The sequence below is a fragment of the Stappia sp. MMSF_3263 genome, from assembly GCF_030733745.1.
In the GTDB taxonomy this organism is placed as follows: domain Bacteria; phylum Pseudomonadota; class Alphaproteobacteria; order Rhizobiales; family Stappiaceae; genus Stappia.
This window is the reverse complement of sequence record NZ_JASHIK010000005.1, coordinates 1-19,541: the sequence shown is the minus strand read 5'-3', so window position 1 is coordinate 19,541 and position 19,541 is coordinate 1. Positions and strand designations below refer to the sequence as shown.

The following is a 19,541-nucleotide window of genomic DNA, read 5'->3' as shown; positions in this document are numbered from 1 at the left end:
TCAGTCGAACATGTCGGGGCTGTCCTCGCGCAGCTGCTCCCAGATCGCCTGGAAATGCAGCCAGCCGATATATTCGCTGCCGACATGTTCGCGGCTGTAGCGGGCCCGGTCGGGCTTGACATAGGTGGGCTGGATGCCCGTGGCGGCGATGGCCAGCTGCTGCTGGCAGCAGCGCTCCAGCGCGATGAACCAGAAGGCCGCCGCCTCGATGCTGTGGCGGCTTGCCGTCAGCAGCCCGTGGTTCTGGTGGATGGCCGCCTTCACGCCCTTGAAGGCTGCCGCGACATTGGAACCCGCATGGTTCTCGACCGCGACGGCGCCGGCCTCGTCGCCGATGATGACGTGATCCTCGAAGAAGGCGCAGGCATCCTGGGTGATCGGCTCGATGGGACGGGCCAGCGCTGCGAAAGCGGTGCCGTAGACCGTGTGCGCATGGCACATGGCGATGATGTCGGGATGCGCCTCGTGCACATTGGCGTGCAGCACGAAGCCGGCCCGGTTCACCGCGTGAGTGCCTTCCACGACGGTGCCCTCGTGGTCTACCAGGATCAGGTTGGACATCTTCACCTTGGCGAAATGCACCGCCATCGGATTGGTCCAGTAGAGCTCCGGACGCTCCGGATCGCGCACTGTCAGATGGCCGGCAAAACCGTAGTCGAACCCTTGCTGGGCGAAGGCGCGGCAGGCCGCCACCAGGCGCTCCTTGCGGTGGCGCCGCTCCTGCTCGACACTCTCGAATGCCGGCTCATAGGGAAACTGAAGCCCCTCCTGCTCCGGCTGGTAGATCGATACGCGGCCCTTGAGATCCAGCATTTCACTCCCTCCTTGACGAATGACCGGGGCCGGTCTTCTCGCGGCCGGTGACCCCCGGGTTCCCGCGCCTGCTCCCGGCTGCCGCGCCGGGTCGCCATGCAGTGCGGGCGTTGTCTTTTCGGTCGCATGCGGGCGACGGGAGGGTCAATCGCACCAGCGCAATAACAGTTATCGCGCCCACGCGGGAAAACTCACAACAGCGCGAGCGCCAGGGCGGGAAAGACGGCAATCGCGGCAAGTGAGGCGAGCATCACGGCCATGTAGGGCATCGTGCCCAGGAATATCTGCTCCACCCCGACATCCGGATCGGCAAGCGTGTTGTGGACGGTGAAGACCGATATGCCGAAGGGCGGCGTCAGAAGGCCGATCTCCACTGCGATCACCGTGACGATGCCGAAATGGATCAGGTCGAACCCCATGGACTGGGCAATGGGGGCGGCGATCGGCACCATGATCAGGAGGATCGAGCTGCTGTCGAGGATCATGCCGAGCAGGAGCAGCAGCACCACGTAGAGTGCCAGAAAGCCGTAGGGACCAAAGCCGCTCGTCTGCACCATGTCGCCGATCGCGTTGGGGATGCCGGCAACCGACAGCATGCGGCTGTAGAATCCCGCCGCGATCAGCAAGATGAGAATGCCCACGGAGACCGTCCCGGTCTGCTTCAGGACTTCCCAGATGCGGTGGCGATCGAGCTTGCGCCGCGCCAGCGCAATCAGCAGCGCGCCGAACGCACCCACTCCGCCAGCCTCGGTCGGCGTGAAGAAGCCGCTGTAGAGCCCGCCGAGGACGAGCACCACGAGCGCGAGGATCGGCAGCAGCTTGACGGCGATCTCGCGTCCGCTCAGGCGCGGCCCCCCGTCCGCGGCAGCCAGCGAGTGCGCCGCCGGATCGGTGAAGACGAAGCCCGGGCGGAACCGGGCAAGCAGCACGATCATGGCAATAAAGCCGAGCGCCAGCATCAGGCCGGGGATGACACCGGCAACGAACATGCGGCCGATCGAGACTTCCGCCAAGACGCCATAGATGATCAGCAGAAGGCTCGGCGGGATCAGCATGCCGAGCACCGAACTTCCGGCGACGGTGCCGGCGGAAAAGCCGGCCCGGTAGCCGTGCCGGCGCATTTCCGGCACCGCGACGCGCGTGAAGACTGCTGCCGAGGCGATGGAAACGCCGGTGACGGCGGCAAAGACGGTGTTGGCGGCAACGGTTGCAACGCCAAGTCCGCCCGCCACCCGGCGCAACAGCTCCTCGGCCACTTCGAACGTGTCGCGCCCGACATTGGAGATGCTTACCAAGAGCCCCATGAGGACGAAAAGCGGAATGGTGGCAAACAGATAATCGGCAATTCCGTTATAGGCGGTGAGAGAGAGGAGCCGCATCGCAAGCTCGAAATTGTCGCGGATGATCCACACGCCGGCAAACGCCACGGCAAAAAGCGCAACCGCGATCTGCATGCCCATCAGCACGAAAAAGATCAGGGCGAGGATCAGGAGGACGCCGATGGTCAGGGCGGTCATGCGTCGTCTTTCGGTTGAGAAACGAGATGCGAGGCTGCAACCGCGAGATAGGCGGCGGCGGCGAAGGCGGAGCCGATGACAATGATGGCGCGGAACGGCAGCGTCGGGATGGTGAAGACGCCCTGCACGCCGAAATACTCGCTGCCCCGCCAGGCGGCCACCGTGTCCGGCCAGGTCGCGTAGAGGATTGCCAGAAAGACGGCGGCGCCGACAAGCGCGAACAGCGCGTCGACAAGGCGCATGACGCGCGGGCTTGCCTGTTCAAGGCCGCGCACGAAGAAGTCCGCCCGCGTCATGCGTCCGCTGAGCACCGCCGAGGACACCTGCAGGAAGACGATGGCGACAACGGAGCGGGCGCAGACTTCCGCCACGCCGGTGATCGGGGCGTTGAAGAGATTGCGGCCGAGCACGTCGGCGACGATGACCAGCATCATCACGAAGATCCAGATCGTGCCGATTGCCGCCAGCGCGTTGGCCGCCAGGGCGAAGGGACCACGCGCCACCGTGCGCGAGGTCGGCGCCTCGACGCTCGTCTCCAGATCGATCTCCTCGGCCATTCACCCACTCTCCCCGGCTTCGTGCCTGCTGCACCGTATTCGCGCGGCGCAAGGACCCCGCCCGGATGCTATCCGGGCGGGGTCCGGTTCGGAAACGGCTATCGTCCTAGAGACCGGCGTCCCAGTCGCGCAGCGGCTCGACACCTGCCTCGCGAAGGGCCGCGAAATAGGCCTTGAGCACGGTCTTTGCCGCATCGCCGCCGGTCTCCAGCCACGGCTCGACGATGTTCGGCAGGTTGCTGACCCACTTGCGCTTTTCCTCGGCCGACAGTTCGGTGATCTCCAGGCCTGCTGCCTGCATCTCGGTGATCGCCGTGTTGGCCTTGTCGGTCACGTAGGCACCGTGGCGCCTGGACGTCTCCTTGCCGGCGGCACGGAACACGGCCTGGACGTCGGCCGGCAACCCGTCGAAAAAGCTCTTGTTGACCGCGATGCCGCCGAAATACATGGCGCCGATGCCGACGCGCGTCAGCTTCGGCGCGACCTCGTAGACCCGCGTCGGCAGGATGCCGGAGGCAAACGAGAGGGCTCCTTCAGAAACACCGGTCTGGATGTTGGTGTAGTAGGTGGTCAAGGCTCCGTCGATCGGCGTTGCGCCGGTATCGCGCAGCCAGTTGGCCGAGGTGCCCGGTGCATTGATCTTGCGGTTCTGCAGATCCGCCAGCGTGTCGATCTCGAAATTGGCGTAGACATCATAGCTGTCCGTGATCAGCGACGACAGGTGCACCATGTTCTGCTCCGCCCAGCTGTCGCGCAGCTCCGGCAGTTCGTCCGACAGCCTGTCGAAGATGTCGATCAGCAGCAGATGGTCGGACGTCGCGAACGGCGTGAAATAGGTGACGTTCTGGAGCGGCATGGTGGCGCCTTCCCAGACCGTGCCCACCATTCCCACGTCGACGATGCCGTCACGCACAGCCTCGCGCGTGTCTGTGAACTTGTAGAGCGTGCCGCCATAGGCCTCGACCCAGTTGACCTTGTACTCGCCCTTCTCGGCGAGCAGGCGGTCGACCTCCGGCTGGAAGACGTTCTTCATCGCCCACACCCAGATATTCGCCTCCGGATGGCTGGAGCCGATATTGACCGTGATCGACTGCTGTGCCGCCGCCGGCATGGCGAAGGCCGTGCCGAGCATCGTGGCGGCCACGAAGAGATGCTTCATGTTCATGACTTTCCTCCCAGTTCGCTTCCCAGTTCGCTCCCCTTCTCCGGGGGCATGCGCATCCTTCCCGGATGCGGATCATTCAACTCCGATCGACGCCAGGATCCGGGCCGGCGTGAACGGCATCTGCGTCACCCGCCCTCCCAGCGGGCGAAGCGCATCGTTGACGGCGTTCATCACCGCGGCCGGTGCGCCGGCCGTGCCGGCCTCTCCGGCTCCCTTGGCGCCAAGCAGCGATTCCTGCGTCGGCGTTTCCACGTGGCCGATCACCATGTCGGGCATTTCGGCTGCCATCGGCACGAGATAGTCGGCCATGTTGGCGTTCAGCAGCTGGCCGTCCTCGTCATAGTGGCACTCCTCGAAGAGCGCACCGCCGAGCCCCTGGACGATGCCACCGCGGATTTGCTCGTCGACGAGCTGCGGATTGATCACCCGGCCGCAATCCTCCACGCACCAGTGCTTCAGGAGTTTGACGAAACCGGTCTCGGTATCGACCTCCAGGTAGCTCGCCTGCACGCCGTTGGTGAAGGCGAACGGATAGTCCGAAGTGATGAAGTGGCGCGTCTGCACCAGTTCGCGCGGCAGGTCCTTCGGCAATGTGTCGCCGCGGAAATAGACGATCCGGCCAAGCTCCTCGAGCGGCATGCGCGCCTCGCCGCCGGCCTTGTCGCAGACCTGGCCATCGACGATGTCGAGCCCGTCCGGCGCGCATTGCAGCATCGAGCCAGCAACCGTCAGGATGCTGTCCTTCAGCGCCAGGCCCGCCTGAAGCGCCGCCTCGCCGCCGATGCCGGCCCCGCGCGAGGCCCAGGTTCCCCCGCCATAAGGGGTCGTCTGGGTATCGCCCGTCACCACCTTTACCCGCGTCACCGGAACCCCGACGGCCTCCGCGACGATCTGCGACAGCATCGCTTCGGTGCCCTGCCCCTGCTCCGTGACGCCCGACATGGCAACGACGCTGCCATCCGGGTCCATGCGCACGGTACAGCCGTCCTGCGCGGAGATCCGCGCACCGCCGATGCCGTACATGAACGGGCTCGGATTGGTCAGTTCGATGAAGCTGGCAATGCCGATGCCGCGATGGATGCCCTTTTCTCTCAGAGCCGCCTGCTCGGCCCGCAGGCCGTCATAGTCCATCAGCTCCAGAAGCTTGGTGAGCGAAGCGTGATGCGACAGGCCCTCGAAGCGCATGTTGGCCGGAGAGGTGCACGGATAGGCATCGTCCCTGATCAGGTTGCGGCGACGCATCTCGACCGGATCGAGGCCAAGCGCCTCGGCGGCGAAATCGACCAGCCCTTCCGTGATCGCCACCGCGATCGGATGGCCGACGGCCCGATACTGGCAGGTCGGCGCCTTGTTCTGCAGCACCACCGTGGTGCGGGCCCGATAGGCGGCAAAGTCATAGGGACCGCCGCACAGGTTGACCACCTGGTTGCCCTCGATCGCCGAGGTCCGCGGATAGACCGAATAGGGGCCGATGCCGGTCCAGTCATCAACGTCAATGCCGAGAATGCGGCCATCCCCGTCGACCGCGATGCGCGCGTCGATCTCGTGGTCACGGGCATGAATGTCGGTGGCAAAGCTCTCGATCCGGTCGGCGATGAACTTCACCGGTCGCCCCATGGCACGCGAGATGGCGACTGTTGCCATCTCGTCCGGGTAGACATGCACCTTGATCCCATAGGAACCGCCCACGTCGCCGCAGATCACCCGAACCCTGCCTTCCGGCATGTCGAGATGCTGGGCGATGACGCTTTGCATCATGTGCGGGGCCTGGGTCGAGTGGTAGACCGTCATCTGCCCTTCGGCGGGATTGTAGTCGGCGAGGATCGAGCGTGGCTCGACGCACACACCGGTGTGCCGCGCCGTCTTGAAACTTGCCTCCACCACCGTGTGCGCCCCGGCGAAAACCGCATCCACCTCGCCGTGCTCGTGCAGGCGGCGGAAGGCGAGATTGTCGCCAAGTTCCGAATGGATAAGTGGCGTCGTCTCGTCGAGCGCGGTGCGGATATCGGTGACGACGGGAAGCGTCTCGTACTCCACCTCCACCAGCGCCGCGCCATCCTCCGCGGCCGCGCGCGTGTCGGCAACGACGGCGACGACGGCCTCTCCGGTCCATGTGGCTCGCTCCATCGCAAGTGGATGCTGCGGCGCCGACTTCAGTCCCTTCAGATGGGCGAGAACGGCAACCCAGGGGCTGCAGAACTCCGCGATATCCGCGCCCGTGAAGACGCGGCGCACGCCCGGCACGGCAGACGCCGCCCCGGTGTCGATGGCCAGGATCCGCGCATGGCCATGGGGGCTGCGGACGAAGGCGACATGCAGCATGCGCGGCAGCACGATGTCGTCGACATAGCGGCCCCGCCCCTCGACCAGCCGGCGGGCATTGGGACGGGGAACGGTGCGGCCGATATAGCTGTTGGGACGATCGGGATTGCCGAAATTGATGGTCATGCCGAAGCCTCCCCGCCACCGGCACGCGACCTTGCGACCGTCTCGATGGCGTCCACCACCGCCTCGTATCCGGTGCAGCGGCAATAGTTGCCGGAGATGTGCTCACGGATTTCCGCGCGGCTCGGAACCTTACCCGACGCCAGCACGTCGGCGGCGGCGAACAGCATGCCCGGCGTGCAGAAGCCGCACTGCAAGGCGTTGCGGGAGACGAATGCCGCCTGAAGATCGGCAAGGCTGCCCGTGTCGGTCAGACCCTCCACGGTCCACACCTCGGCCCCGTCGAGCTGGGCGGCAAGCGTCAGGCAGCCGCGCACCACCTCGCCATTGACCTGCAGCGTGCAGGCGCCGCACACACCATGCTCGCAACCCGCATGGCTGCCGCTCAGACCAAGATCGAGACGCAGGAAATCGACGAGATGCCGGGCGACGTCAACGCGCGCCTCGACCCTTTCGCCATTGACCGTGAGCGAGATGTCCACCTTGGTGGGAAACCCTGCGATATCAGACATGACCGACCTCCGCGGCAAGGGTCGCGTTGAGGGCACGGCGCAGCAACACGCGCGCCAGATGAAGACGGACGGAAGCGGGAGCATGCACGTCGTCGAGCGGCTGGATATCCTGATCAAGGACGGCTGCAGCCTCGTCCGGCGAACCCTCGCGGTCGATCACGGCCATCGCGGCGCGCGCCAGGACCGCTGTCGGACCGACACCGAAGAAGGCCACCCGCGCGCCATTCTCGCGTCGGACCAGCACGATGCCGGCAAGCGCGTAGTCGCCGGAGCGCCGGGCAAGCTCCATCGTCACCTGCCGCTCGCCGGGCGCGCATGCGGGCACCTCGATCGCGACGATCATCTCGTCCTCGCCAAGGTCGGTGGTGAACAGGTCGATGAAAAAGTCGGTCGCCCTCACCCCACGCCGACCGGCAGGCCCCTGCACGACGATGGTCGCATCGAGCGCGATCATGCAGGCCGGCAATTCCGCCGCCGGATCGGCATAGGCGAGCGACCCGCCGATCGTGCCCCTGTTGCGGATCGCAGCATGGGCAATGAGCGGCGCGGCCTGGGAAATGGCCGGCGCATGACGGGCAACAAGATCGGATGTCGCTAGCTCGCGGTGACGGGTAAGCGCCCCAATACGCAGCACATCGCCGTCAAGCGCGATGCCGCAAAGTTCCGTGACGCCGTTGATGTCGATCAGCGCCGTCTCGCCGGCAAGACGCAGGTTGAGCGAGGCGATCAGACTCTGTCCGCCGGCCAGCACCCGTGCCTGTCCCTCGGAGGCGGCAAGCAGGGAAATGGCATGAGAGAGATCGTTCGCCCGGACGTATCCGGCCGCTGCGGCTTTCATGTCGATGTTCCTCCCCGACGGCCGCGTTCCTGTCCGGATGCTCCTGCGCGGAGGAGCGGATGGGGCAACGGCGTCTTTCTTTATTGATCAAATGATCTATTATGGTTTATCGAAAAGCAAGAGAAAACTTGACGACGGCGATGCCGACCGGAACAAGAAGGTTTTCCAGCGGTCTGGGCCACAACGAGCGGGCGGGATGACGAAAAGCGAGACGAGTTCGGGCGACCGCAAGCGCCTGTCGCCGGAGGAGCGGCGGGCGATGATCATCGCCGGCGCCACCGCCTATTTCTCCGAAGTGGGCCTGGAGGGAAACACCCGCGAACTGTCCAAGCGCCTGGGTGTGACGCAATCGCTGATCTTCAATTATTTCAACACCAAGACGGACCTGATCGAGGCGGTCTACCGTGCCGTCTATCTCGATCGCATCTCGCCGGACTGGCCGGCGCTGATCGGCGACAGGTCCCGCTCGATCCACGACCGGACGCTGACCTTCTACCGCGAGTACACGCACGCGATCTTCAGCTACGAGTGGATGCGCATCTTCATGTTTTCCGGCCTTGCCGGCGCCGAGCTGAACCGGCGTTATCTGGAATTCGTGAGCGGGCTCCTGCTGCGCCCGCTCATGGAGGAGGTCTGTCTTGCCGCTCCCGGTCCGGAAAAGCCGGAGATGGAGGACATCTGGAACCTGCATGGCGGCATCGTCTATATCGGCATCCGCCGATACATCTATCAGGTGCCCTGCCCGGAGGATTCCGGGCCGGAGATCCGTGCGGCGGTCGGCCGTTTTCTTTCCGCCTTCGACATTCCCTGCCAGGACTGACAAGGACCCGGAGCGCGACCCCTCACCGCGTCAGCCGCACATAGATCTGCGGCAGCCGGTCAGGCAGCATCTCGACCTTGCCGATCTGGACGAAGTTGCCGCGCCCGAAGATGCGCGACAGATAAGTCTCGCCGGTCTTGTCGAGACCGACGCAGAAGACGTCGACACCGGCGCCCGCCGCCTCCTGCACCGCCTTGCGGGCGTCCTCGACCAGATAGGCGGGATCGGTGACGTCGATGTCGGAGGGTTCGCCGTCGGTGACGACCAGCACCAGCCGGCGATGGGAGAGTTGCCGCGCCGCCTCGCGCGTCGCCACGCGGAGCGCTGCGCCCATGCGGGTCGAAAGTCCGGGGCGAAGGCCTGCAAGGCGCGATCTTGCAGCGTTCCCGAACGGTTCCGCGAACTCCTTCACCCGCCTGTAGCGCACCTCGTCCCGGCCGTTCGAGCAGAAGGCATGCAGCGCGAAACGGTCGCCCGTTTCGGCCAGGGCCGCTGAAAGATGCGCAACCGCCTCGCGCAGGACGGAGAAGACGGAGGTCGCCGTGCCGCCGATCGTGTCCTTCGTGGACTCCGAGATATCGAGCAGCACCAGCATTGCAAGATCCCGCTCCGACAAGGCGCTGCGCTCGAAGACGCGCGTGTCCGGATCGAAGCCGGCGCGCAGGTCGATCGCGGCCCTGACAGCCGCATCCAGATCGAGCCGGTCGCCCTCGCCTTGTCGCCGCAGACGTGCCGGCCGCCCGACCTTCGCCTGACGGATCAGGCCGGCGGTGCGCCTGGCGACATCCGGCCGCGCCTCCAGCCAGCGCTCGACCAGCGCGGCCGGCGCGGTGCGCGGTGTCGCCTCGACGATGGTGGCCCAGTCCGGCCGCAACCGGCCGGCTCCGTGATCCCATTCCGGCATCCGCGCCACCGCGATCCACTGGTCTGGATCGAGCGGGGAAAGGCTTGCCGGGCGCGGATCGCTCTCTCCTCCCGCTTCCCGCCGCTCACGCTCGCCGGGCTCGGGCGGTTTTTCCCGCGTCTCGATGCGCACGGCCTCCGCCAGGCTGGTGTCGTCCTCCTCGGGCGGCGGCGGACGGTCGAATTCCCACAGGCCGGCATTGTCGTCGCGATAGACCGGCTGCACGACATAGGTCTTGGAGTTGAACTGCACACGCATCTGGCCGAGATCGTTGCCCAGCAGACTGCCGAGCAACCTCAGCGCACCCGGGTCGTCCCATTCGGGCATCGCCGCGAAGAACATGTCGCGCCCCTTGGCGAGCCAGGGATTGTCGAGCGGCCGTGCCGGATCGAAAAGCGCAAGCGCAAGGCGCGCCATCAACACCTCGGCGGTGGCCGTCGCCCCGTCCTTGTCGAGCGCCAGCGCGTCATGGAAGGGACGCCACAGCCGACGAAGCCCGGGAAGCGCCTCCATCGCCAACCACTCGACCCTGGCATCCTCCAGCAGCGAGATCAGCGCGATCTGCAAGGGCTTGAGTGATTTCGGCTCGAACCGTGCCCGGCCGAAGGCGAGATGCGCGCCGGCATGGGCAACGGCCGCCAGATAGAGCCGGTCTGCGGTCTCGTCGCGAAAACCGCGATAGGCCTCTGGAAGGAAGAGCACGCGCCCGTCGAAGCTCGTACGACGCGCCACCTGTGTCCCGCCCTCGCCCGGCAGGGCGCGAAGGCTCGCCCGCGCCCCGTAGAGCCCCGCCAGATAGCGCCGCAGCCCCGGGATCCGCTCGGAAAGCGGCCGTTCTTCCTCTTCCTCAGGCTCAAGCGGCAAGAGGACGGAGGTGTCCAGCTTCGCTGGCGACGACAGGGTCATGGCACGGCCTCAGGCGCAGGCAGCTATGACATCGCTCAGCGTCTCGCGCACGCCCATGTCATCGGTGATCGGCAACACAAGGGCGACGTGGCAGGCCTCGGCAAGCCCGACCCCCTGCTTTATCAGGCGTCCGGCCTGGATCAGCATGCGCGTCGAGGCACCCTCGTCGAGGCCGTGCCCCTTGAGGTTGCGGGTGCGCTCGGCAATGCGCACCAGCAGCACCGCCACGTCCTTTGCCACACCGGCCTCGCGCGCGACGATCTGCGCCTCTCGCTCCGCATCGGGATAGGCGAAGTCGAGTGCGACGAAGCGCTGCTTGGTGGATTCCTTCAGGTCCTTCAGCACGCTCTGGTAGCCGGGATTGTAGGAGATCACGAGCTGGAAATCGGGATGGGCCCGGACCAGTTCGTTCTTCTTTTCCAGCGGCAGGATGCGCCGGTCGTCAGTCAGCGGGTGGACGACGACGGTCGTGTCCTGGCGCGCCTCGACGATCTCGTCGAGATAGCAGATCGCCCCGTGCCGCACGGCAAGCGTCAACGGGCCATCATGCCACGCGGTGCCGCCGGCATCCAGCAGGTAGCGGCCGACAAGGTCGGAGGCCGTCATGTCCTCGTGGCAGGCGACAGTGATCAGCGGCCGACCGAGCCGCCAGGCCATGTGTTCGATGAAACGGGTCTTGCCGCAGCCCGTAGGCCCCTTGATCATCACCGGTTGGCGGAGGGCATGGGCGGCCGAGAACAGCGCCACCTCCCCACCCTGGGGTTCGAAATAGGGTTCCTCGGCAATCTGATAGGCGGAAAGCGGCATGATCTGACTTCACGGTTTGGAGACGGGCGGGACTTGCGGGGAATGCCGGTTCCGGCGCGCGGTGCGGGCCCGGGCAAACATTGCCCGCCCCCGCGCCGGAACCGGCCCACGCCGGGAGAACCCTAGCGGTGGACCTTGGTCTTCTCGTTCGGGATGCCCTCCATCGGGCACTCGTCGGTGCCGGCGGTGGAGCGGGTCATAGCCTCGACCATTTCGCGCGTGCCTTCCGGATCGGAAATCCACTTCTGGTAGAAGTCATAGGGGCACGCGGCCACGCCCTTGTCGCTTTCGCCGGAATTGATCATGCCGGTGTAGCCACGGTGGACGAGCTTGTAGAGGTGGTTCTGCGACTGCATGTTCTTGCGCGCATCGCGGATCAGCGAGGTCGACAGCTGGGCGTACTGGATGCCGTAATCCTCCTCGCCGCATTCGCCGAGCGTGCGCCCGTCGAAGCCGACAATGGCCGAATGGCCGAAATAGGAGTAGACGCCGTCGAAACCGGCCGCGTTGGCAACCGCAACATAGACGTTGTTCGCCCACGCCATCGCCTTGGACATGATCACCTGCTGCTCCTTGGCCGGATACATGTAGCCCTGGCAGCGCACAATCAGTTCCGCCCCCTTCATGGCGCAGTCGCGCCAGATCTCGGGATAGTTGCCGTCGTCGCAGATGATCAGGCTGATCTTCAGCCCCTTCGGCCCTTCCGAGACATACGTGCAGTTGCCCGGGTACCAGCCCTCGATCGGCACCCAGGGCATGATCTTGCGGTATTTCTGGACGATCTCGCCCTCGTTGTTCATCAGAATCAACGTGTTGTAGGGCGCCTTGTTGGGATGCTCCTCATGCTGCTCGCCGGTCAGCGAGAACACGCCCCACACATTGGCCTTGCGGCAGGCCTCGGCGAAGATCGCCGTCTCCTCGCCCGGGCAGGCGGAGGCCGTCTCGTACATTTCCTTGGGGTCGTACATGATCCCGTGGGTCGAATATTCCGGGAAGATCACCAGATCCATGCCCGGCAGGCCGACCTTCATGCCCTGGACCATGTCCGCGATCTTGCGGGCATTCTCGAGCACCTCAGCCTTGGTGTGCAGGCGCGGCATCTTGTAGTTGACGACCGCGACGCCAACCGTGTCGTTGCTGCTGGAAATATCGCCATGTAGCATTTGTCAGTTTCCTCCGTTTGAAAGGCGTTCGGTCCCGGTTGGGCCGGCGGCGATCACACCGCCATGTGCCGGTGGACCAGTTCATCCGTCAGATCGGCGACGGGCCCGGATGCAACGACGTGCCCTTTCTCGAGGATCGCGAAAGCGGAACTGGCACGGCGCGCAAACTGGATGTCCTGCTCGACAAGCACGATGGCGATGCCGAGATCCTTGTTGAGGGAGACGATCGCCTGCTCGATCTGCTCGACGATGTTGGGCTGGATGCCCTCCGCCGGCTCGTCGAGCAGGATGATCGAGGGGTCGCTCATCAGGGCGCGGCCGATGGCCAGCTGTTGCTGCTGTCCGCCGGACAGGTTGCCACCGGCCCGCCCCCGGAACTCCTTCAGGACCGGGAACATCTGGTAGACAAGCGCCTCCAGCTCGGCGCCGCGCCCGCTGGTGCGCGCAAAACCGCCGAGTTGCAGGTTCTCCTCCACGGTGAAGCGCGGCAGGATGCCCCGGCCCTGCGGCACGTAGCCGATCCCGGCGCGCGCCCTTTCATGGGTCGGCAGGGCCGCAAGATCGGCCCCGTTCAGGCGGATTGCCCCGTCCGTGCGGTCGAGCAGGCCGAGCACGGCGCGCATCAGGGTCGTCTTGCCGACCCCGTTGCGTCCCAGCACCGAGAGAAAGCCTCCCGAAGCAACGCCGAGCGAGACATCGCTGAGCGCGCGCGAGTTGCCGTAAAAACCGTTCAGTCCGCTGATCTCAAGCACCGCCGATCCCCATCGATCCGAGGTAGACCTCACGCACCTTCTCGTGCTGCGAGACCTCCCTCACCGTTCCTTCCGCGAGAAGCTGGCCCTGATGCATCACCGAGATGACGTCGCCGATCTCGCGCACGAAACCCATGTCGTGCTCGACCACGACGATGGTGTGCTTGCCCTTCAGCCGGTTGCAGATGTCGGCGGTCTTCACCGTCTCCTGCTGGGTCATGCCGGCCGTCGGCTCGTCGAGCAGGATCAGCTCGCTGTCCTGGGCAAGCAGCAGGGCGATCTCCAGCCACTGGGTCTGGCCGTGCGAGAGGTTTGCGGCCGGTTCCTCGAGCGCATCGGCCAGTCCGACGAATTCGGCCAATGTCTCCAGCCCCTCGCCGCCGCGGCCGCGCGCCGGACGCAGGAGGGTCGCGAAGACGCCCGTATGCCGGCACATGGCGACTTCCAGGTTGTCGCGCACGCTGAGTTGGCGGAAGACGCTCGGCACCTGGAACTTGCGCCCCACCCCGGCCCGGGCGATCAGGTGCTCCTCCATGTGCGACAGCTCCCGCCCGGCATAGCGCACGGACCCGCTATCGGCCCGCGTCTTGCCGCAGATCAGGTCGAGCGCCGTGGTCTTGCCGGCCCCGTTGGGTCCGATCAGGCAGCGTAGCTCGCCTTTCGAGATGGAAAGGTTCAGCCCGTTGACGGCGAGGAAGCCGTTGAAGCTGACGCGGATGTCGGAAAGCTGGAGATGCGCGCTCACGGGCGGTCCTCCGCGGGTTTGCCGAGATGAACCGTCTCGCCGCGGCGAGGATCGCGGCTCGCCAGCATCGCGGCCAGCCGATGCGCGCCGGCCGAGACAAGGCCGGCGAGACCGTTGGGCAGCACCAGGACGACGGTTACGAAGATCGCGCCCATCACCAGCATCCAGGTGTCGAGGAAGGCCTCGGATTCCGAAAGCGCACCCTGCATCCCGGCGATCAGGATCGCCCCCAGCATCGCGCCGAGCAGGCTCTGGCGACCGCCGACGGCACACCAGATGACGATGGACAGCGACAGCGACACATCGAGGAAGGTCGGCGAGGCGAACTCCATCACCACCGTGTAGAGCATGCCGGCAAGCCCGGCGACGGCGGCCGAGACGGCCAGGGCCAGCATCTTGTAGGCGGCAACGTCATAGCCGAAGAATCGCACCCGCCGCTCGTCGTCGCGGATCGCCTGCAGGATGAGGCCGGCCTTGGAGCGGGTCAGCGCCAGGCAGGCAAAGAGCGAAACGGTGAGGCAGGCGGCGACCAGATAGTAGGTCGACTTCGAATAGGCATCGAAGGTGAAACCGAACAGCGACAACTGGGCCAGATCGGTGATGCCGTTGAAGCCGCCGGTATAGGGTTGGCGGTCGATGATCAGAAGGTTGGCAACGACCAGCGTCGCCAGCGTGATGATCGCCACGAAGACGCCGGTGACCCGGCCGCGGAATATGAACCACCCGAGCACGCAGGCGACCAGCACCGGCACCGCAATGCCGGCCAGGATGGCAAAGGCGGTCGAGTGGAACGGCACCCAGAACCAGGGCAGCGTCTCGACATTGTTCCAGACCATGAAGTCGGGCAGCCCGTCGGAGCCCGTGTGCACCGGCACCGTGCCCAGCTTCAGCGCCATTGCCATGCAGTAGGAGCCGAGGCCGAAGGACAGCGCCTGGCCCAGGTTGAGAATGCCGGCATAGCCCCAGGAGAGGCTGAGCGCCATGGCGACCATGCCGAGCACCAGATAGCGGGCATAGCGGTTGAGCAGGAAATCGTCGCCGACGGCGAGCGGAACCAGGAAGATGGCGAGGCAGACGGCGGCGTAGAGCGCAAATTGCAGCCTCGCCTCGCCGGCGCCGCGCAAGGCGGAAATCGGTCGTGTCATGGAACTAGCTCCGGACCTTGGTGGCGAACAGGCCCTGAGGCCGGAAGCGGATCAGGACGATGATGGCGAGCAGGACGAGGGCTTTGGCGATCGTGTCGTTGGCGAGATAGGCGAGCGAGCCGCTCATCTGGCCGAGCAGCGCGGCGCTTGCCACCGTGCCGAACAGGCTCTGCACGCCGCCCAGCACCACGACGAAGAAGGCGTCGACCACATAGGCGCCGCCCATCTCCGGCGAAACGCTCTTCAGCGGTGCGACCAGGGCCCCGGCGAGCCCGGCAAGCCCGGCGCCGTAGGCGAAGGTGAGGCTGTACACCCGGTCCGCGTTGACGCCGAAACACATCGCCGTCTGCCGGTCCTGCACCACTGCGCGCAGCCGCGTGCCGAACGAAGTGCGGAACATCAAGAACCAGGTGACCAGGAAGAGCGCCGCGACGAAGAGAAAGATGAACACCCGGTATCCGGGCACGATGACGCCGAACACGGACACCGTGCCGCTCAGCAGCGAGGGCATCTCGACGTAACGCAGTTCGCCGCCGGCGAAGAGCCGCACCGCCTGCTGCAGCATAACGCCGATGCCCCAGGTGGCGAGGATCGTGTCGAGCGGCCGCCGGTAGAGAAAGCGGATCACGCCGCGTTCCACCGCGAAGCCGAAGGCGCCGACGCCGACGAACACGAAGGCGAGGCTGGCCAGCAGGCCGAGACCGAAATAGGCGTTCATCGCCCAGGCGCCATAGGCCCCGAGCATGACGAACTCGCCATGCGCCATGTTGATGACGCCCATCGAGCCGTAGATGATCGCCAGGCCCAGCGCGACCAGCAGCAGGATCGAGCCGATGCTGAGGCCGGTCATCAGTTGTTGAATGAAGAAGTCCACGTCACGTTCCCTCGCGATGACGGCGGCAGGGGATGGGACCCGGCGCGCATGCGCCGGGTCGCGGAAGACAGGCATTCGTCACTTCTGGACGAGGCCCGCCTCGGTGCAGGACTGGCCGGGATAGGCGGCGTAGGGTTCGGGAAGCAGCCAGTCGGACGAGCTGGTCAGCACCTCGAACTGCCCGTCGGCGCGGGCCATCGCGATCTTCGGCCAGAGCCAGGTATGCAGGCTTTCCGGATCGACCCGGATACGGCCCTGCGGGGCCATCAACTCCTGCCCCTTCACCGCCTCGCGGATCGTCGGCGGGGTGATGTCGCTGGGCGCGAGCTGCTCCACCGCCTGCTTGAACAGGTGCACCTGGAAATAGGACGGCTCGGAGACGAAATGGGTCACCTTGTCATCGCCCCAGCGGCGCTTGTAGGCGGCGACGAAACGCTCGTTCTCCGGCGAGTCGTGCACCATGAAGTAGGGGGCGGAGGTGAAGTGGCCGGCGGCCGCCTCGCCGCCCATCGCCGCGACCTCGTTCTCCGACGTTGTGAGGCTTGCCATCGGCATCTTCTGCGGATCGAGGCCGGCCGCACGGTACTGGCGATGCAGCGCCACGACGGAATCGCCGACGACGGTGGAGAAGATGACGTTCGGCTCGCTGGAACGGATCTTGTTGATCACCGAGGAGAATTCCGAATGGCCAAGCGGCACGTATTCCTCGTTGACCACTTCGCCGCCGAGGCTTTCCAGCATCTTCTTGCAGTAGTTGTTCTCTTCCTTCGGATAGATGTAGTTCGAGCCGATCAGGTAGAATTTCTTGCCGAAATTCTGCACCAGCCAGGGAATGAACTCGTTCTGCTGCTGGTTCGGCACGGCGCCGGTGTAGATGACGTTCTTCGAGCATTCACGCCCCTCGTAGAGCGTCGGGTACCAGTAGAGGTTGTCGCGACGCTCGAAGACGGGCAGCACCGCCTTGCGGCTGGCCGAGGTGTAGGAGCCGAAGACCGAGACGCACTTGTCGCCGACGACGAGCTTGCGTGCCTTCTCCGCGAAGGTCGCGGGATCGGACGCAGGGTCCTCGACGATGGGCACCAGTCGCATGCCGTTGATGCCGCCCGCGTCGTTGATCTCCTCGATGGCGAGCAACGTCGCCTTGTTCAGGGATTCCTCGATGATGCCCGTCGTTCCGGTCAGCGAAAACAGGACCCCGACCTTGATCTCGCCGTCGGCCGCCCGGGCCAGGTCCATGTTCTTGTTCCAGATATGCGGGAACCCGGTGGCGACGATCGCGCCTGTGGCTGCCGCCCCTTTCAGGAAACTGCGTCTCTTCATTGTCATCTCTCACCCTCTGGTCGAACGCAAAAACCCCGCGCGGCCGCCTGGCGGGCGGACGACGGCGGGGCTTCACTGCCAACGCGTTTTTGTTTGTGGGCGACCATCCGGCCGCTAGCACGCAAGTATTCGGTGCCGCACACTACGGTGCGCGAACGCAAAAAACCCGCGAAGCCGCTTTCACGGACAGTCGCGGGGCACCAATGCCTGCATTTCAGGTGGCTTCGTTGCCACCTATCAAGCGCTCCTCAACGCTTGATCAAAAAATTACCCAAGAAGTTCCTGAGAGTCAACAATTGCATTTGCAACAGCCCCGATTGAAACCCTTCTCGACATTGCCTGTCGACGCAGGAACTGGTAAGCCTCTTCCTCGCTCAACTTGTTCTTGTGCATCACGATCGACTTCGCCCGTTCGACGCTGCGCATGTTGCGCAGGTTCTCGTCCAGCTTGTCGATCCGCCCGCGCAGGCGCTGCTCGTAGCGGAAATGGTCGCGTGCCAGTGCCAGCGTGCACTGCACGGACAAGGGCTCCGCCGGCAGCACGAGAACGCCATGCGCGGCGCAGTCGCGGATGAGGTCCGGGCGGAAGGCCGCCTGCTTCTTCAGCATCACGATGAGGGCCGCCTCCGGCTCGCCGGGCAGCCACGGAACCCGTCGCGGCAGGTCCTCGACGAGATCGCAGAAGATGGCGTCGAACCCCAGCGGCAGATGCGGCGGTGCCGGCCAGATATGGTGCGGATTGGTGCGCAGCTTCTGCAATTCGCGAATGAACGCATCGCCATCCCGGTCGCGATCCGTGATCACCGCGATGGACATGTCGGCGAAGGGGAAGCTTGCCTGGGCCGGCCGCGCGCCGCGTTGTGGAAGCGTCGCGCGCTGTGTCCGCGCACCGGCCTGGCCTGCCATGTCGTTCTGCATCCTGCGCATCGGAAATCTGTCCTCAAGGTTCCCGGAGCCGGCTCTTGCGGCCGGTGTCGTCCGGGCAGCTGTCACGCATAGGCGAGATTGCGGGAATACCCGATCAGGTAGGGGTCGGCCTTGACCCGGCTGGACGATTCATAAACCAGGTCGAACTGCCCCTGCCGGTTGGCCCGGCCAACACGCGTCCAAAGGTCGGTGTGGCCGCAGACCGGGTTGACCGCGATGTTGCCCTGCGGCGCGTCGAACTCCGACCCCATCACGGACGTCCGCATGATCTCCGTGTCGATCGAGTTGGTCTGCTCCAGCGTCTTGGCGAAGATGTGAACCTGGAAATAGGCGGCCTCCAGGCACATGTTGGTCGACTGATCGTCGCCATAGCGCTTCTTGTAGAGCTCGACGAAGGACGAATTCCGGTCGTTTCCGATGCCCTGGAAGTAGGGCGCGCCCGTCAGGTGCCCCTCGCCCACGTCGAAGCCCATCGCCTGAATCTCGGCTTCCGTGGTTGTCAGGCTGGCGATCGGCACAACCTTCGGGTTGAAGCCGAAATCGTGATAGGTCTGGTAGAGGAAGACGGTGCTGTCGCCGACCACCGTGGAAAAGATCACATCCGGCTGCGCCGCCTTCACCTCCCGCATCAATGGCTGGAACTCGGAGCGGTCCGCATTGAGCCGCAGGTAGCGTTCGCCCACCACCTCGCCGCCGCTGTTACGCACCAGCTCGCCCATGATGCGGTTGGATTCGCGCGGATAGACGTAGTCGGAGCCGATGAAGAAGAAGCGCCGCCCATAGGCCTCCATCAGCAACCGGCACAATTCGACGCTGTTCTGGTTGGGCGCGGCCCCCGTGTAGATGACATTGGGCGAGAACTCGAACCCCTCGTAGAGCGTCGGATACCAGAGCAGTCCGTTGAGCCGTTCGACGACAGGCAGCACCGCCCGCCGGCTCGAGGACGTGTAGCAGCCGAACATCGTGCTGACGCCGTCCTCGATCATCAGCTTGCGCGCATAGCGCCCGAAGGCGCGCGCTTCCGATCCGGGATCGTAGATGACCGGCTCCAGCGGCCGGCCGTTGACGCCCCCGTTCGCGTTGATCTCGTCTATGGCCGTGAGCGTTCCCCGGAGTTGCGTTTCCTCGATCACGGCCATGAAGCCGCTTTGCGAAAACAGCACCCCGACACGCCACGGTTCGGATGTCTGACCTGAACTCACCACAGGCTTTCCCTCATTCTGGATGGCGCCGGCTTTTGCCGCCGTTTTTTGCGCGCCCTGACACTACCACTCCCCTCGCGAGAATTGACGATATTTCGTCCCTGGTGTATCTCCTCCCGCCCCTTGCGC

18 protein-coding genes are annotated in these 19,541 nt (G+C 65.3%); 1 reads left to right on the top strand and 17 read right to left on the bottom strand.

Features of this window, described 5'->3' with window-relative positions:
* From RBB46_RS07310 to RBB46_RS07280, 7 genes are all read right to left on the bottom strand, one after another.
* Entirely contained in the window at positions 1 to 813 is an 813-nt protein-coding gene (locus tag RBB46_RS07310) for a class II aldolase/adducin family protein (protein ID WP_306028252.1), read from the bottom strand.
* 191 nt (positions 814 to 1,004) lie between these two features.
* Complete coding sequence (locus tag RBB46_RS07305; RefSeq protein WP_306028251.1) at positions 1,005 to 2,330, bottom strand: TRAP transporter large permease; 1,326 nt, start codon at positions 2,328 to 2,330, stop codon at positions 1,005 to 1,007.
* Positions 2,327 to 2,887 (bottom strand): TRAP transporter small permease subunit, encoded by a 561-nt coding sequence (locus RBB46_RS07300; RefSeq protein ID WP_306028250.1) that lies wholly within the window; start codon positions 2,885 to 2,887, stop codon positions 2,327 to 2,329. Before RBB46_RS07300 ends, RBB46_RS07305 begins: the two co-directional genes overlap by 4 nt.
* 106 nt (positions 2,888 to 2,993) lie before the next feature.
* On the bottom strand, positions 2,994 to 4,052 hold the full coding sequence (locus RBB46_RS07295) for a C4-dicarboxylate TRAP transporter substrate-binding protein (protein ID WP_306028249.1): 1,059 nt from the start codon (positions 4,050 to 4,052) through the stop codon (positions 2,994 to 2,996).
* Between the two features lie 72 nt (positions 4,053 to 4,124).
* Positions 4,125 to 6,500, bottom strand: a complete 2,376-nt coding sequence (locus RBB46_RS07290) for a xanthine dehydrogenase family protein molybdopterin-binding subunit (RefSeq protein ID WP_306028248.1) — start codon at positions 6,498 to 6,500, stop codon at positions 4,125 to 4,127.
* Entirely contained in the window at positions 6,497 to 7,009 is a 513-nt protein-coding gene (locus RBB46_RS07285; protein WP_306028247.1) for a (2Fe-2S)-binding protein, read from the bottom strand. Before RBB46_RS07285 ends, RBB46_RS07290 begins: the two co-directional genes overlap by 4 nt.
* On the bottom strand, positions 7,002 to 7,847 hold the full coding sequence (locus RBB46_RS07280) for a xanthine dehydrogenase family protein subunit M (RefSeq protein WP_306028246.1): 846 nt from the start codon (positions 7,845 to 7,847) through the stop codon (positions 7,002 to 7,004). The genes RBB46_RS07285 and RBB46_RS07280 overlap by 8 nt, the downstream gene beginning before the upstream one ends.
* Positions 7,848 to 8,043: 196 nt before the next feature.
* On the opposite strand from RBB46_RS07280, the gene RBB46_RS07275 reads away from it, so the two are divergent.
* Entirely contained in the window at positions 8,044 to 8,667 is a 624-nt protein-coding gene (locus RBB46_RS07275; protein ID WP_306028245.1) for a TetR/AcrR family transcriptional regulator, read from the top strand.
* Between the two features lie 22 nt (positions 8,668 to 8,689).
* On the opposite strand, the gene RBB46_RS07270 is transcribed toward RBB46_RS07275, so the two are convergent.
* The 10 genes from RBB46_RS07270 to RBB46_RS07225 all read right to left on the bottom strand — a co-directional run bounded on the left by RBB46_RS07270 (position 8,690) and on the right by RBB46_RS07225 (position 19,412).
* Entirely contained in the window at positions 8,690 to 10,477 is a 1,788-nt protein-coding gene (locus RBB46_RS07270; RefSeq protein ID WP_306028244.1) for a nitric oxide reductase activation protein NorD, read from the bottom strand.
* Between the two features lie 9 nt (positions 10,478 to 10,486).
* On the bottom strand, positions 10,487 to 11,284 hold the full coding sequence (locus RBB46_RS07265) for a CbbQ/NirQ/NorQ/GpvN family protein (RefSeq protein WP_306028243.1): 798 nt from the start codon (positions 11,282 to 11,284) through the stop codon (positions 10,487 to 10,489).
* 122 nt (positions 11,285 to 11,406) lie between these two features.
* A complete protein-coding gene (locus tag RBB46_RS07260; RefSeq protein WP_306028242.1) occupies positions 11,407 to 12,447 on the bottom strand; it encodes an aliphatic amidase in 1,041 nt (346 codons plus the stop codon).
* A 53-nt stretch (positions 12,448 to 12,500) separates the two neighbouring features.
* Positions 12,501 to 13,199 (bottom strand): urea ABC transporter ATP-binding subunit UrtE, encoded by a 699-nt coding sequence (gene urtE / locus RBB46_RS07255; RefSeq protein ID WP_306028241.1) that lies wholly within the window; start codon positions 13,197 to 13,199, stop codon positions 12,501 to 12,503.
* Positions 13,192 to 13,944: an urea ABC transporter ATP-binding protein UrtD gene (gene urtD, locus RBB46_RS07250; protein WP_306028240.1), complete on the bottom strand. Its 753-nt coding sequence runs from the start codon at positions 13,942 to 13,944 to the stop codon at positions 13,192 to 13,194. The genes urtE and urtD overlap by 8 nt, the downstream gene beginning before the upstream one ends.
* The gene (urtC, locus tag RBB46_RS07245) at positions 13,941 to 15,089 is read right to left on the bottom strand and encodes an urea ABC transporter permease subunit UrtC (RefSeq protein ID WP_306028239.1); all 1,149 of its coding nucleotides are present in this window, start codon (positions 15,087 to 15,089) and stop codon (positions 13,941 to 13,943) included. The genes urtD and urtC overlap by 4 nt, the downstream gene beginning before the upstream one ends.
* Before the next feature lie 4 nt (positions 15,090 to 15,093).
* Entirely contained in the window at positions 15,094 to 15,963 is an 870-nt protein-coding gene (urtB, locus tag RBB46_RS07240) for an urea ABC transporter permease subunit UrtB (protein ID WP_306028238.1), read from the bottom strand.
* Positions 15,964 to 16,041: 78 nt separating this feature from the next.
* Complete coding sequence (locus RBB46_RS07235) at positions 16,042 to 17,283, bottom strand: transporter substrate-binding protein (RefSeq protein WP_306028237.1); 1,242 nt, start codon at positions 17,281 to 17,283, stop codon at positions 16,042 to 16,044.
* Positions 17,284 to 17,550: 267 nt separating this feature from the next.
* Entirely contained in the window at positions 17,551 to 18,210 is a 660-nt protein-coding gene (locus RBB46_RS07230) for an ANTAR domain-containing response regulator (protein ID WP_306028236.1), read from the bottom strand.
* Positions 18,211 to 18,272: 62 nt separating this feature from the next.
* On the bottom strand, positions 18,273 to 19,412 hold the full coding sequence (locus tag RBB46_RS07225) for a transporter substrate-binding domain-containing protein (protein WP_306028235.1): 1,140 nt from the start codon (positions 19,410 to 19,412) through the stop codon (positions 18,273 to 18,275).
* Positions 19,413 to 19,541 lie beyond the last annotated feature (129 nt).